Raw genomic sequence first — 12909 nt, forward strand, 5'->3', positions numbered from 1 at the left:
GGTGGCTCAGTGCAGGTTGGGGTGGCGTGAGTTCGCCGGGGTGGTGCCTCGTCGGCGATGGCTGAAATACAGCAGCATCGGCGTGGTCATCATGGTGGTGACGATCGCCATCAGCAGCAGCAGGGTGAACATCTCGCGGCCGATCACGCCGGCATCGAGGCCGATCTTCAGCACGATCAGTTCGACCATGCCGCGCGCATTCATCAGCGAACCGACCGCAAAACTTTCGCGCCAGCCATGACCGCCAAGGCGCGCGCCCAACGCGCCGCCGAATACCTTGCCGACCACCGCCACCGCGAGGATCAGTGCGAACGCGCCGAGCGCCTCGCCGTGGAACGCATCGACGCTGGTGCTGAGGCCGGTCAGCGCGAAGAACACCGGCATGAGCGCGATCACTGCGACGTGTTCCAGCCGCTCGATCAGCCCGGCCAGCAGTGCGTCGTCGCGCGGCAGGCAAAGGCCGAACACGAACGCGCCGAACACGGCGTGCAGATGCAGCCACTCGGTCATGGCGGCACAGCCGAGCGCGCCGATCAGCAGCACGGCGAGCACGCCGCCGGCAGGGCGTCCATCCGTCGCATGCCGCGCCAGCCAGCGCCGCAATAGCGGACGCAGCACGCCGAAGCACAGCACCAGCATCGCGCCGACCCCGAGCACGCTGCGCCAGAACGGTGTCCAGTCGCCATGTGCGGAGATCAGCGCCACGGTGAGCGCGAGCAGGATCCACGCCAGCACGTCGGCCATCGCCGCCGCGGTGAGCGCGAGCTGGCCTACCGGCGTGTGCGTGAGATGGCGATCCTTCAGGATGCGCGCCAGCACCGGCATCGCGGTGATCGCCATCGACGCGGCCATGAACAGCGCGAATGGCCAATACGCAATGCCGGCCGGCGCGTAGCGCGCATGCAGCATCGGCGTGATCAGCAGGGCCAGGCCGATCGGCAGCGCCACCGCGAGGCCGCCGACCGCGCCGGCCGCGCGCAAGGTCTGTCGCACGCCACCGGGCAGACGCAGTTCGGCACCGACGATGAACATGAAAAGCACCAGGCCGATCTGGCTCAGTCCGTCCAGTGCCGGCAGGCTGGCCGGCGCGAACAGCCAGCCCTGCCACGCCGGTGCCAGTGCACCGAACACCAGCGGGCCCAGCGCCAGGCCGGCGATCATCTCGCCGATCACCGGCGGCTGGCCGATCCAGCGCAGCAGCCAGGCCAGCCCGCGCGCGGTGAGCAGAATCACCACCAACTGCACCAGCAGCAGCGCGTGGCCCATGGCGTCAGCCGGTCACGTTGGTGATGACGATTGGCGCGGCGCGCGAACGGCGATAGCTGGCGATGAAGTTGCCGTAGTGGATAACGCGGCCGATGGTGTACGTGGTGATGCGGGTGACGTCGCCGACCGGATTGAAGTGGCTCAGGCGGAATTCGCCGTGGTAGCGCGAGGCGATCGGCACCGAGACCACGCCGAGTTTCTTCTCGCGCGAAGCGACGATCAGGATCGCCGCCTCGAACACGAAGTTCTCCGCCGGCAGGTCGACCAGATCCAGTGCCGGGCGCGGATACCAGCGCTGACCGCTTTGCGTATCGGCGATCGGCTGCGCGCACGCCCAGGAGATGCCCCAATCGGCCACCGCATTGGCACGACGACGGCCCTTGGGCTGCTGCTCGCGATCGAGCAGGCGCGCGCCGATCACGATGTGGTTGGGGTATTGCGCGGCGGCAGCCACGATGCGCGGGATGTCGCTGGCCAGATGCTGGCCGTCGCCGTCCATGGTGAGTACGGCGTCGTAGCCTTGCCGCAGCGCCTCGCGAAAGCCGCGCCGCAGGGCTTCGCCCTTGCCGCAGCGTTCGGTGTGGCGCAGCAGCGTCACCGGCAGGCTGGCGACGATCTCCGGGGTGCGGTCGTTCGAGCCATCGTCGATCACGATCACCGGCGCGCCCAGCGCGAGCACGGACTCGACCACCGAGCGGATCGCGGCCTCTTCGTTGAGGCAGGGAATCAGCACGCACCAGCGCGCGACAGCAGTGTTCAAGCGACGTTCTCCATGTCGATCCGCAATCCCAGTGTAGCGGCGGCCGCGAGCTGGCAGTGACCCGGCCCGCCGGCCAGCAGGGCCAGCAACGACAGGCCCGCCGCCGAAGGATTGCCGGCACGCCAGCCGGCCAGCGGCTCGTCAAGCGGCGTGTCGGGGCTTGCCGCGGTCAGCCGCAGGTCCAGTTGCGCCAGTGTCGACGGACCGGCCCGCGGCGCCAGCACCAGCGCGCAGCCGAACGGTTGGCGGCAGCCGGTGACTTCGTCCAGCGGCCCGCTGCCGGCGGTATCGCTGCAGACCAGCAGCACTGCGCGTTGTTCGGCCAGCACCTGGCTGACTGCTTCGAGCAGGCCGGCGCCGAAACTGGCGCGCTGTGCGGCCACCGCGGTGGAAGGCGCATGGCAACCGGTGGCGATCGTCCAGTAGCCGACCGGTGCGTTGTGCACCGAATTGTGGAAACGGATCGGCGACAGCTCGGTCGGCGCCTGCGCCAGCGTGGCGCACATGTAATCGGTGATCGGCTGATCGCCGTGCGAGGAGGCGAACACGCAGGCCAGCGTGGCGGCATCACGGCCGCTCATCGCCACCGCCTGCCCGGCCACCTCGACCGCCAGCAGCACGCTTTCCGGCGCGCGGCGACGTTCGTTTGGCGGAAGCGTGGCGGCGGCGGGCCGCACCGGCGGCGTCGGCATGGCGCCGGCCAGCAGGGTCTGCAAGGCGCTGAAGTCGGCCAGCTGCGGCGACCACAGGCCGATGCCTTCCACGTACACACGCGACGCACTCATGCGGCAAATCCCGCGCGCGCAAACGCGAGGCAGGCATTGTTGCCGCCGAAGCCGAACGAATTGCTCAGCGCCACGTCGACGCGCTGCTGCTCGCTGCGCCAGGCGAACTGCGCGCCGCAGACCGGATCGGGCGTGGCGCCGCCGAGGTTGCCGGGAATCAGGCCGTGCTCGATCGCCAGCAACGCGATGGTTGCCTCCACGATCCCGGCGGCGCCCAGCGTGTGGCCGGTGAAACCCTTGGTGGAGCTGGCCCGCGTGCGCGGCGGAAACGCGCGACTGACCAGTGCGGCCTCCACTTCGTCGTTCTTCTGGCTGGCGGTGCCGTGCAGGTTGATGTAATCGACCTGCGCCGCATCCAGGCCGGCGCGGGCCAGCGCGTCGTTCAGTGCCAGCTCGGCGCCGAGCCCCTCCGGATGCGGGGTGGACATGTGATGCGCATCGCTGGCCTCGCCGTAGCCGAGCAGTTGCGGCGCGTCCGGCGCCAGCTCGGCACGCTCCAGCAGGGCGAAGCCGGCCGCCTCGCCGATCGAGATGCCGTCGCGCGCTGCATCGAACGGCCGGCAGGGCGCAGACGACACCAACTCCAGCGCGTTGAAGCCGAACAGCACGCTGTCGCACAGGGTATCGACGCCGCCGACCACGGCCGCATCGACCAGGCCGAGCCGGATCATCCGCTCGGCATTGGCGAACACCTTGGCGCTGGACGAGCAGGCGGTGGAGATGGTCAGGCACGGGCCTTCGAGTTCCAGCACGGCCGCGACGAAGGCGGCCAGCGAATGAGGCGTGTGGATCATCGGCCGCAGCATGTCGTCGGCAAAACCGCCATCGGCATCGAGCCGGCGATAGGCTTCCTCGGTGGCGCCGATGCTGGCGGTGGAGGTGCCCAGCAGCAGCGCGACGCGCGCGGCGCCGTAGCGGCTGCGCGCCGCGCGCACCCGTTCGAGGAAGCCGTCCTGGTTCAGACCCAGCCAGGCCAGCCGGTTGTTGCGGCAATCCCAGCTGGCGAGCGCGGCGGGCAGCGCGGCGTCTTCCACGCCGTCGACACGGCCGATCCAGCAGGCCAGCGGCACGCTGCTGATGTCGTTCGGGCGCAATCCGCTGCGGGCATGCCGAAGCGCATCGAGCTGCGCCGCAAGGCCACTGCCGATGGCGGACGTGGCGGTGTACGCGGTGACCGCGAGTGGTGTCATCGGAAAGGGCATCGCGAAAGCCTAGCGGTCACCCTGCAGCTTGCCTAGCCTGCAGCCGACCCGTCCGCAGGCGGTGATGCATGGTGGTCATGGCGGCATGAACGCGCCGCGAACACCGGCCGGTTAGACTGACATGCTCGTCATCGCACAGCGGTCAACCATGCCATCGAACCGACGTACCTGGCGCTACCTGCGCGACCGCGATGTGCAGCATGCCGCGGTGGTGACCGTGCTGGCGCTGGTATTGAGCGCGGGCCTGGTCTGGCTGGCTTACCTGATCCACGTCTGCCGGATTGCCGCGCGCAGTCCGCTGGTGCCACCGCGGCGGATGATCGCGCTGGTGTTCGGCCGCCGGCTCGAAGGCGATGCGCCGGAACACGATTATCAGCAGCGCCTGAGCCGTACCCTGATGCTGACGCAACAAGCGCAGGTCGATCATGTACTGCTGCTCGGTGGTTGCAGTGGTGGCCAGCGCAGCGAAGCATGCGCCGGCCATGCCTGGCTGCAACGGCATGGCCTGCCCGGCCATGTGCGGGTGCAGCTGGAACAGGACTCGGTCGATTCGCTGGAGAACCTGCGCCATGCGCGGCGCCTGCTGCTGGCGCAGGCGAACGACGCCGGCTTGCCGCCGGTGGCGCTGGTGACCAGTCGCTATCACCTCGCCCGCTGCCTGTTGCTGGCGCGCCGGCTCGGCTTTACCGGCTTGCCGGTGGCCGCCGAGCCGGCACTGCCGCGGCACCGACGCTATCTCGGCCTGCTGCTGCTCGAGGCGAGCTACCTGATGTGGATTGATCTGGGCCTGCGCTGGGCGCAGCTGATCGGGCATCGACGGATGCGTGCGCGGATCAGCTGATCAAAGCGGGTCGCGCGCATTGCCGGGTTGCAGCGATCCGCGCCGCTCCCTGGCGGGGCGGTTGTCGTCGGTGCACGTGGCGTCTCGCCGCAGCCGCCGGGCCGGATGGCTTGCTAAGCTGCCGCATCGAATCGACGAGTCAGACGATGAGCCAGCAAGCCGATCTTGCCGAAACCTTCCTGCGCGGATTGCAGGACCGCATCTGCGCGGCGATCGAGCAGCTCGATGGCACGGCGCACTTCGAGGAGGACGCGTGGCAGCGCGCGGCGGGCGGCGGCGGGCGCACCCGCGTACTGCGCAATGGCGCGGTGTTCGAGCAGGCCGGGGTCAATTTCTCGCGCGTGTCCGGCACCCAGCTGCCACCCAGCGCCACCGCGCACCGGCCGGAACTGGCCGGCGGCAGCTTCATCGCCACCGGCGTCTCGCTGGTGCTGCATCCGAAGAATCCGCATGTGCCGACCACGCATGCGAACGTGCGCTATTTCGAGGCCAGCAGGGAAGGCGTGGAGCCGGTGTGGTGGTTCGGTGGCGGCTTTGACCTGACCCCATTCTACCCGCACGACGAGGATGCGCGGCACTGGCACACGGTGGCGCGTGACCTGTGCGGGCCGTACGGTATGGACGTCTATCCGCGCTACAAGAAGTGGTGCGACGAATACTTCTACCTGAAACATCGCGACGAGACGCGTGGCATCGGCGGGCTGTTCTACGACGATCTGAACGAGGGTGGTTTCGAGCGCTGCTTCGCGTTCACCCGTGCGGTCGGCGAAGGCTTTCTGGATGCGTATGGGCCGATCGTGACGCGCCGCATGGACACCTCTTACGGCGAGCGCGAGCGCGAGTTCCAGCTGTACCGGCGCGGCCGCTACGTGGAGTTCAACCTGGTCTACGACCGCGGCACGCTGTTCGGGCTGCAGTCCGGCGGGCGCACCGAGTCGATCCTGATGAGCCTGCCGCCGCGGGTGCGCTTCGAATACGCGTATACGCCGGAGCCGGGTTCGGCCGAGTCGCGACTGGCCGATTATCTCAAGCCGCGTGACTGGGTATAAGAACCCGTCCGGGCACGGGATTTGTGCGAGCGACTTCAGTCGCGATGCTGCTGAACTTCGTTGCGGAGAGCACCGCGACTGAAGTCGCTCGCACAGATGGAACGCAAACTTACGGCGTGGCGCCGCTGAATTTCACCGGCGTGGCGCCCTTCACCGCGCCGATCTGCGCGCTGTCGCTGACTTTCAGCACCACCTCGCGGCGGAACTCCAGGGTGCCCTGCACCACCGCGTGCGGGCCGATCACCACCACCGGTGTGCGACTGTTGCCGCTGAACCAGCCATGCGGCTTGTCGATCAGGATGCCGCCCTCGACGCGCGAGTTGGCGCCAACGGTAATGTCGCCACTGACGGTCTCGATGCCGCCGCCGACGTGCGCGGCGTCGAGTTCGATCACACCGTTGACGTTGTCGACCTTGCCGCCCACGTCGGCGCCCTGGCCAAGCTGGATGCGCCCGTTGACGGCCTCGACCTCGCCGCGGACCTGGCTGCCACGGCCGAGGGTGATCGCGCCGTTGACCGTGCCCAGTTCGCTGGCCTGCGCCTTGTCACCCAGCTCGACCGAGCCGTTGACCGTGCTGGCCTTCTGCACGATGGCGTTGTTCCCGATTTCCACCGAGCCGTTCACCGAGCTGACATCGCCTGCGTGCTGGCCGGCCTCCACCCGTGCAGTGCCGTTGATCTTGTCGATGTCGTCATCGTGCGCGGCCGCCAGCAACGGCAGGCCCAGCGTGAAGGCGGCGAGTATGAGAACCGTCGAAAAACGACGCATGGCAATCTCCGTAAGTGGGTAGTGGGCATAGGATGCCGCCCCCGCGCAACGGGTTTAGCATGACCTGTGGCAGGGGCTGCATTTGACGATGCCATGGCGGGCCTGCACCATTCCCGGTTCACCTCATCGCGTTGGGCGCATTCATGCACAAGCTTGTACTGATCCGGCACGGCCAATCCCAGTGGAATCTCGACAACCGTTTCAGCGGCTGGGCCGATGTCGACCTCACCGAGCAGGGTGTAGCCGAGGCGCAGGAGGCCGCGCGGCTGCTGCAGGCCGAAGGGTTTGCTTTTGACGTGGCGCATACCTCGGTGCTCAAGCGCGCGGTGCGCACGTTGTGGGGCGTGCAGGACGCGATGGACCTGATGTGGCTGCCGGTGATCACCGACTGGCGTCTCAACGAGCGCCATTACGGCGGGCTCACCGGCCTCAACAAGGCCGAGACGGCGGCGAAGTACGGCGAGGAGCAGGTCAAGATCTGGCGCCGCAGCTACGATATTCCGCCGCCGCCACTTGAGCGCAGCGCCAACGAATCGGTGCACGACCCGCGCTACGCCACGCTCGACCCGAAAGAGATTCCCGACACCGAATGCCTGAAGGACACCGTCGAGCGTGTGCTGCCGTACTGGCACGAAGTGCTGGCGCCGGCGATCCGCGCCGGTCAGCGCGTACTGGTGGTGGCGCACGGCAATTCGCTGCGCGCGCTGGTCAAATATCTGGATGACATGTCCGACGAGGCGATCGTCGAGCTGAACATCCCCAACGGCGTGCCGCTGGTGTACGAGTTCGACGAACACCTCAAGCCGCTGCGCCACTACTACCTCGGTGACGCCGCCGCGATCGCGGCGAAGATGGCCGCGGTGGCGAACCAGGGCAAGGCGAAGTAGCACGGAGCAGTCATGTCGCAAGTGATTTCACCGAAAGACGCCGCTGCCGCGCTGACCGACTACTGGTCGCCGCGGGTAGTGGGCGAGGTCGATGACTCCTACATCAAGGTCGCCAAGGTGCTGGGCACGTTCGGCTGGCACAGCCATGAGGACGAGGACGAGATGTTCCTGATCCTCAGCGGCCAGCTGCGCATCGAGATGGAAGCTGGCGCGGTCGAGCTTGCCGAAGGCGAGATGTTCGTGGTGCCCAGGGGCGTCCGGCACAATCCGATGGCTGCGCAGGAATGCTGTGTGATGCTGATCGAGCGCAAGTCGACACTGCACACCGGCAACGTGGTGACGGCACGGACGCGTTCGCTGGCCGAGCAACTGGGCAGCGCCTGAGCGGGTTTTCTCGCGCCTGATCGACGGGTGACAAACGTCAGTCGCCAGTTGCGAGGCGCTCGACTAAGCTGCACCCACTTCACCACATGGCGCTGCCGATGCCTGTCCATCTGACCCAATACCTCATCATGCTGCCGCTGCTGGCCTGGGTGGTATGGCGACGGGTGAGCCGCCAGTTCGGCCGGCAACCGATCCAGCGCAAGCGGATGATCTTCCGCATCGTGGTGTTCTCGATCCTCGGCGGCGTGCTCGCGCTCAGCGGGCTGCACAAGATCGAACTGGCCGAAGGGCTGGTGGGTGGCATCCTGATCGGTGGTGTGCTCGGCGGGTTCGGTTTGCGCCTGACCCGCTTCGAGGTCGACCCGCTCAAGGGTGATTGCTACGTGCCCAATCCGTGGATCGGTGCACTGCTCACGGTGCTGCTGCTCGGCCGGCTGGCCTGGCGATTGCTGGTGCTGCTGCCGCAGATGCAGCATGCCCCGGCGACGACGGCAGGTGCGTCCGACATGTCGCCGATGGGTTACGCCGCCAGCCCGCTGACCATGCTGGTGATCGGCCTGCTGGTCGGCTACTACGTCGTCTACTTCAGCGGCCTGCTGATCCATCACCGCCGCTTCCAGCAAGCCCGGCTGCAGCCGGTGTGAGCTGATCCCGGCCCGGCCGCTGGCCGTGCGGCAAGCTCAGGGCACGATGCTGACGTCGATCTCGATCGGATAGACCGGCTCCGACGCCAGCGCAGGCGGCTGCGGCAGTGTGTTCGTGGCCAGCCAGTCGCCGAAGCAGCTGGCGACCGGCGTGGCCGGTTGTGCCACCACCTGCTCGGGCTTGCCATCGGGACGCACGTTGGCGACCACGGTGAATGGCGACTTGTCCGCCGGCGCATGGCTGGCGATACATCCCTTCAGCGCGGCGGCGGCCGAGTCGTTGATCTGCTGCCACAGCGCTTTCTGGTAGGCCGCGCCAGTGGGGCCGGCTTCAACCAGCCGGCCGCGCAGCACGCGCGCGGCGAAACCGTCGTCATGGCCGCCGCTCGGCGCAGCCAGCAGCAGGGCAAGGGTGAGGATGATGGACATGCGTGGCTCCGGCGGTAGTTCGCCTGCACGTTAGCAGCTCGCACCTGCCGGGCCGCAGCTTCCATCTCGCGCTGTTTCAGCGGGAGCGGCGGATGGTCGCCGGCGAATGGCCTGCGAGCCAGCCGGGCAGGGCTCGCGCAGGCATCGGGCGCGCCAGGTGAAAGCCCTGCACCTCGTCGCAGGACATGCCGAGTACGGCGTCGAGTACGCGCTGGGTTTCCACGCCCTCGACCACCACCCGAAAGCCCAGGTCGCGCGCGAGGTCGGCCACCGAACGCACGATGGCCGCGTCGTGGGGGTTCGCATCGATGGCGCGCACGAACGACTGGTCGATCTTCAGACAAGTGGCCGGCATCTGACGCAGGCTGTTGAGATTGCTGTAGCCGGTGCCGAAATCGTCGATGGCAATGCCGGTGCCCAGCTGGCGGATGGCCGCCAGATGACTGCGCGTGGCGTCGCTGTGCAGCATCAGCGTGCTTTCGGTGAACTCCAGCTCCAGCAGGCGCGGATTCACCCCGTGGCGCGACGCCGCAGCCTCCAGCCGGGTGACCAGATCGGCGCCGAAATCGGCGCTGGAGACGTTGAGCGACAGCTGGATGTCGTGTCCTTCGCGCCGCCAGGCGGCAAGTTGGGCGACGCCATGGTCGAGCACCCACTGGGTCAGTGAGCGCATCAGCCCGGCCGACTCCGCCAGCCGGATGAACTCGGTCGGAGGCACCATCCCGAGCGTGGGATGCTGCCAGCGGGCCAGCGCCTCCACCGCCACGCTGCGGCCGGTGTCCAGATCGATGCGCGGCTGGTAGTGCAGATCCAGCTCGGTGCGTTCGGTCAGCGCAGCGGCCAGCTCGGTGACGAGGAAGAACTCATGCCGGTGCCGCTCGTCCTGGTCACGGTCGTACAACGCCCAGCCGCTCTCGCTGTGCTGGGCCTCGTGAGAGGCGCTCATCACCAGTCGCAGCGGGTCACCAGTGCGTAGTTCGGCTTCGTCGACCTTGAGCAGACCGACACCAGGCTGGATGGTCAGCGGGATGCTCAGACACTCGAACGGCTGGCGCAGACGTGCCACCAGATCGTCCAGCCGGCCGGTGTCGAGCAGTCCATGCGAATTGCTCAGCAGCACCGCGAAACGGGTCACGCCAACCTGGTACAGCCGCATGCCGGGCGTCAGCCAGGACCGGATCCGCTCGGCCACGCCGCGCATGAGCTCGTCGGCATAGGCATGCCCCATCGCGCGCACGAAGGCGTTGAAGCGCTCGACCGGGGCCACCTCGATCGCAGTGAGCCAGACGTGGCCCACGCCATCGTGAAATTGCTCGTGCAGATCGCCGAAGAAGGCGTTGCGGTGCGGCAGCTGCGTCACCGGGTCGGTACGGCCGATGTAGCTGCCCAGCACCACGCTGGTGCCGGCCAGTGCGGCGGCATCGCGCAGGGCGGCGCGTTCGGCTTCGCCCAGATCCGTGTGTGGCGCGTGATCCATCACGCACAAGGCGCCAACCTGCTGCCCGCTGAGCGTGAACACCGGTTCGCTGGCGAAAAAGCGGATCGGTGCCGAGACCAGCCCGATCGCCAGCGTGGCGTGAGTGAAGCGCTCGTCGCCACGCGTATCCAGCACCACCTGCGCGGTGCTGCGTCGTGCCGCATCGAGGTACAGCCCGTTCAGCTGGGGCACGGCTTGTGCGGCACCGCGCGGGTCGCTGGTAAACCAGAACGCATCGCCACCGCTGAGTATCAGCGAGACCAGCGGCACCTTGAGCGTGCCGGCGGCCAGTCGCGCCACGGCGTCGAACCCGGGTACCGCAAACTGCTCGTCTGTCGAAAGGGAGGTGGTTGCCGAAGCACCCTTCATCGCATCGTCCTGCAATGCATTCAACGCAGAGCCCGGGCCCCATTCCGTGGTCGAGTGCATCGCCAGCCTCCTCCTCAGCCAGGGAACCGCGTCATTGCGTTTTGGCAGGCTACTGCGGTACCGGGGGCGCCGCAACGGAATGTTGGTGGGAAGTGCGTGCCACAAGGGCTGACGGCTGCAGGGCGATCATTCCGCCCGGTGCGGCAGCGCGAGGTATTCCTCGCTCTGCATCTCGATCAACCGCGATTCGGTGCGGCCGAATTCGGCGCGCAGGCGTTCGCCGTCGTAGAGCGCGGTGATCGGCGCGGCGGCGGACAGCACCAGCTTGACGTGACGATCGTAAAACTCGTCCACCAATTGCACGAAGCGCTTCGCTGCGTCGTCGCTGTAGGCGGTGAACTGCGGCACGTTGGCAATGATGATGGTGGGGCCGGCCTTCGCCAGCGCGATGTAGTCGGCCACGGCGCGCGGGCCTTCGCACAGCGCGGCGAAGTCGAACCACAGGATGCCGTCGGCGTGCTTGTGACAGGGAATATCGCGGCCGTTGATGTGCACCACGCCGTCCAGTTGCACCGTGCCGCTGGCCTGGCCGGCGAAGATGCGCTCCAGCGCGCGATGCGCCTCGGCGCCAGGCGGCGTGAGATAGACCGGCGCCTGGGTCAGCGCGCGCAGGCGCCAGTCGTGTGACGAAGCCATCTCGACCACATGACAGTGCTGCTCGATCAGCGCGATCGCGGGCAGGAACCGCGCGCGCTGCAGGCCGTCCCGATACAGGTTGGCTGGTGCGGTGTTGGAGGTAGTGACCAGGCTCACGCCGCGCTTGAACAGCTCGTCGAGCAGGCCGGACAGGATCATCGCGTCACCGATGTCGTTGACCAGGAACTCGTCCAGGCACAGGACACGGCAGCGTTCGGCGATACCGGCGGCGACTTCGATCAGCGGGCTCTGCCGATCGCCCAGCGCGCGCAGGCTCTGGTGCACCTCGCCCATGAAGCGGTGGTAGTGCCGGCGCAGTGCGATGCCGTGCGGCAGGCTGGCCACGAACAGGTCCATCAGGAAGGTCTTGCCCCGACCGACCGTGCCCCACAGGTACAAGCCGGGTACCGCTTCGGGCGGATCGCTGCCGAGCAGGGATTTCAGCCGTCCGAACAGGCTGCCGTCGACGGCCGGTTCGACGCAAAGCGCTGCGTGCATGCGGTCGAACTCGGGCAACAGCGCCAGCTGGGTGGGATCGGATTCCCAGCGATGCGCGGCGACGCCTTCCTGGTAACGCGCACTGGGCGCGAGCGGTGGAGTTTCACTCATGGAGCGGACAGGTCTGGGAGGGGAATGATCGGCGCGCGTCGGGCACGCTGCTTCAGCGCTGGCGCAGTGGCGGAAGCCAGTCGCGCACGGCGTGCTTGATCGCGCCGCGCAGATCCATCAGCCGGCGGTGAAAGAAGTGACTGGTATCGGGCATGCGCACCAGTTCGGGCTTGTGCTCCATGGTATCGACCCAGTCGAACACCGCCTGCGGCTCGACCACCTCGTCGGCTTCGCCTTGCACGATCAGCCACGGGCAGGTCGGCAGTACCACGGTTTCGAATTCCCAGCGGCCGACCGGCGGCGCGATGCTGATCAACGCATCGGCGCGCAGGCGCGCGGCATTGTGGATTGTCACGTAGCTGCCGAACGAGAAGCCGACCAGCCACAGCGCATCGTCCGGACGCACGCGGCGCACCCATTCGACGACCGCGGCCAGATCGTCGCTCTCGCCATGGCCCTTGTCGTAGACGCCTTGCGAGTTGCCTGCCCCGCGGAAGTTGAAGCGCAGCGTATCGAGCCCGGATTCGCGCAGCGCGCGCTCGGCCATCGTCACCACCTTGTTGTGCATGGTGCCGCCTTCGGGGGTCAGCGGATGGCAGATCACCGCCACCGCGCCGCGCGCGCAGGCCGGATCGGCGATGTCGCTGATGGCTTCGAGCTTGCCGGTGGGGCCGTCCAGCATGAAACTGGCGGCGACATCAGGAAAGCTGGCAGGCTCGGCGGGAAGCTCGATGGGATTCAT

Annotated in this window: 14 protein-coding genes; 5 read left to right on the forward strand and 9 right to left on the reverse strand. The window is 67.8% G+C overall.

What is annotated here, in order from left to right; translation table 11 throughout:
• Positions 1 to 6 precede the first annotated feature (6 nt).
• Genes EAH75_RS17305 through EAH75_RS17320 form a run of 4 tightly spaced genes read right to left on the reverse strand, consistent with a single transcriptional unit; the run spans position 7 to position 4001 of the window.
• The gene (locus tag EAH75_RS17305; protein ID WP_140653697.1) at positions 7 to 1266 is read right to left on the reverse strand and encodes a cation:proton antiporter; all 1260 of its coding nucleotides are present in this window, start codon (positions 1264 to 1266) and stop codon (positions 7 to 9) included.
• Between the two features lie 4 nt (positions 1267 to 1270).
• On the reverse strand, positions 1271 to 2026 hold the full coding sequence (locus tag EAH75_RS17310) for a glycosyltransferase family 2 protein (RefSeq protein ID WP_140653700.1): 756 nt from the start codon (positions 2024 to 2026) through the stop codon (positions 1271 to 1273).
• Positions 2023 to 2811: a beta-ketoacyl synthase chain length factor gene (locus EAH75_RS17315; RefSeq protein WP_140653703.1), complete on the reverse strand. Its 789-nt coding sequence runs from the start codon at positions 2809 to 2811 to the stop codon at positions 2023 to 2025. Before EAH75_RS17315 ends, EAH75_RS17310 begins: the two co-directional genes overlap by 4 nt.
• Complete coding sequence (locus EAH75_RS17320) at positions 2808 to 4001, reverse strand: beta-ketoacyl-[acyl-carrier-protein] synthase family protein (protein WP_140653705.1); 1194 nt, start codon at positions 3999 to 4001, stop codon at positions 2808 to 2810. The genes EAH75_RS17315 and EAH75_RS17320 overlap by 4 nt, the downstream gene beginning before the upstream one ends.
• A 160-nt stretch (positions 4002 to 4161) precedes the next feature.
• Here EAH75_RS17320 and EAH75_RS17325 point away from each other — a divergent pair, with 160 nt between their 5' ends.
• Positions 4162 to 4854 carry a YdcF family protein gene (locus EAH75_RS17325; RefSeq protein WP_140806351.1) on the forward strand — a complete coding sequence of 231 codons (693 nt, stop codon included), beginning with the start codon at positions 4162 to 4164 and terminating at the stop codon, positions 4852 to 4854.
• Positions 4855 to 5000: 146 nt separating this feature from the next.
• Positions 5001 to 5903 (forward strand): oxygen-dependent coproporphyrinogen oxidase, encoded by a 903-nt coding sequence (gene hemF / locus EAH75_RS17330; protein WP_140806352.1) that lies wholly within the window; start codon positions 5001 to 5003, stop codon positions 5901 to 5903.
• Positions 5904 to 6012: 109 nt separating this feature from the next.
• On the opposite strand, the gene EAH75_RS17335 is transcribed toward hemF, so the two are convergent.
• The gene (locus EAH75_RS17335; protein WP_140806354.1) at positions 6013 to 6672 is read right to left on the reverse strand and encodes a hypothetical protein; all 660 of its coding nucleotides are present in this window, start codon (positions 6670 to 6672) and stop codon (positions 6013 to 6015) included.
• 143 nt (positions 6673 to 6815) lie between these two features.
• On the opposite strand from EAH75_RS17335, the gene gpmA reads away from it, so the two are divergent.
• The 3 genes from gpmA (at position 6816) to EAH75_RS17350 (ending at position 8587) form a co-directional block, all read left to right on the forward strand.
• Positions 6816 to 7559, forward strand: a complete 744-nt coding sequence (gene gpmA / locus EAH75_RS17340) for a 2,3-diphosphoglycerate-dependent phosphoglycerate mutase (RefSeq protein ID WP_140806355.1) — start codon at positions 6816 to 6818, stop codon at positions 7557 to 7559.
• Between the two features lie 12 nt (positions 7560 to 7571).
• Positions 7572 to 7943, forward strand: a complete 372-nt coding sequence (locus EAH75_RS17345; protein WP_140806356.1) for a cupin domain-containing protein — start codon at positions 7572 to 7574, stop codon at positions 7941 to 7943.
• 98 nt (positions 7944 to 8041) lie between these two features.
• Positions 8042 to 8587 carry a DUF1453 domain-containing protein gene (locus tag EAH75_RS17350; protein ID WP_140653716.1) on the forward strand — a complete coding sequence of 182 codons (546 nt, stop codon included), beginning with the start codon at positions 8042 to 8044 and terminating at the stop codon, positions 8585 to 8587.
• Between the two features lie 36 nt (positions 8588 to 8623).
• Here EAH75_RS17350 and EAH75_RS17355 read toward each other — a convergent pair whose 3' ends face one another.
• The 4 genes from EAH75_RS17355 to EAH75_RS17370 all read right to left on the reverse strand — a co-directional run bounded on the left by EAH75_RS17355 (position 8624) and on the right by EAH75_RS17370 (position 12909).
• Entirely contained in the window at positions 8624 to 9016 is a 393-nt protein-coding gene (locus EAH75_RS17355) for a peptidase C13 (protein WP_140653718.1), read from the reverse strand.
• Between the two features lie 76 nt (positions 9017 to 9092).
• A complete protein-coding gene (locus EAH75_RS17360; RefSeq protein WP_241668985.1) occupies positions 9093 to 10922 on the reverse strand; it encodes a putative bifunctional diguanylate cyclase/phosphodiesterase in 1830 nt (609 codons plus the stop codon).
• 126 nt (positions 10923 to 11048) lie between these two features.
• Positions 11049 to 12167, reverse strand: a complete 1119-nt coding sequence (zapE, locus tag EAH75_RS17365) for a cell division protein ZapE (RefSeq protein WP_140653720.1) — start codon at positions 12165 to 12167, stop codon at positions 11049 to 11051.
• 52 nt (positions 12168 to 12219) lie between these two features.
• Positions 12220 to 12909 (reverse strand): alpha/beta hydrolase, encoded by a 690-nt coding sequence (locus tag EAH75_RS17370; protein ID WP_140806357.1) that lies wholly within the window; start codon positions 12907 to 12909, stop codon positions 12220 to 12222.

The sequence above is a fragment of the Rhodanobacter glycinis genome (assembly GCF_006438785.1).
Taxonomy (GTDB): Bacteria; Pseudomonadota; Gammaproteobacteria; order Xanthomonadales; family Rhodanobacteraceae; genus Rhodanobacter; species Rhodanobacter glycinis_A.

What these genes read in the sequence shown, in the direction of transcription:
- EAH75_RS17360 (WP_241668985.1), bottom strand. Translation starts at nt 10,922, where the DNA reads ATGCACTCGACCACGGAATGGGGCCCGGGCTCTGCGTTGAATGCATTG.
- EAH75_RS17335 (WP_140806354.1), bottom strand. Translation starts at nt 6,672, where the DNA reads ATGCGTCGTTTTTCGACGGTTCTCATACTCGCCGCCTTCACGCTGGGC.
- EAH75_RS17350 (WP_140653716.1), top strand. Translation starts at nt 8,042, where the DNA reads ATGCCTGTCCATCTGACCCAATACCTCATCATGCTGCCGCTGCTGGCC.
- EAH75_RS17370 (WP_140806357.1), bottom strand. Translation starts at nt 12,909, where the DNA reads ATGAATCCCATCGAGCTTCCCGCCGAGCCTGCCAGCTTTCCTGATGTC.
- EAH75_RS17305 (WP_140653697.1), bottom strand. Translation starts at nt 1,266, where the DNA reads ATGGGCCACGCGCTGCTGCTGGTGCAGTTGGTGGTGATTCTGCTCACC.
- EAH75_RS17315 (WP_140653703.1), bottom strand. Translation starts at nt 2,811, where the DNA reads ATGAGTGCGTCGCGTGTGTACGTGGAAGGCATCGGCCTGTGGTCGCCG.
- zapE (WP_140653720.1), bottom strand. Translation starts at nt 12,167, where the DNA reads ATGAGTGAAACTCCACCGCTCGCGCCCAGTGCGCGTTACCAGGAAGGC.
- EAH75_RS17345 (WP_140806356.1), top strand. Translation starts at nt 7,572, where the DNA reads ATGTCGCAAGTGATTTCACCGAAAGACGCCGCTGCCGCGCTGACCGAC.
- EAH75_RS17355 (WP_140653718.1), bottom strand. Translation starts at nt 9,016, where the DNA reads ATGTCCATCATCCTCACCCTTGCCCTGCTGCTGGCTGCGCCGAGCGGC.
- hemF (WP_140806352.1), top strand. Translation starts at nt 5,001, where the DNA reads ATGAGCCAGCAAGCCGATCTTGCCGAAACCTTCCTGCGCGGATTGCAG.
- gpmA (WP_140806355.1), top strand. Translation starts at nt 6,816, where the DNA reads ATGCACAAGCTTGTACTGATCCGGCACGGCCAATCCCAGTGGAATCTC.
- EAH75_RS17325 (WP_140806351.1), top strand. Translation starts at nt 4,162, where the DNA reads ATGCCATCGAACCGACGTACCTGGCGCTACCTGCGCGACCGCGATGTG.
- EAH75_RS17320 (WP_140653705.1), bottom strand. Translation starts at nt 4,001, where the DNA reads ATGACACCACTCGCGGTCACCGCGTACACCGCCACGTCCGCCATCGGC.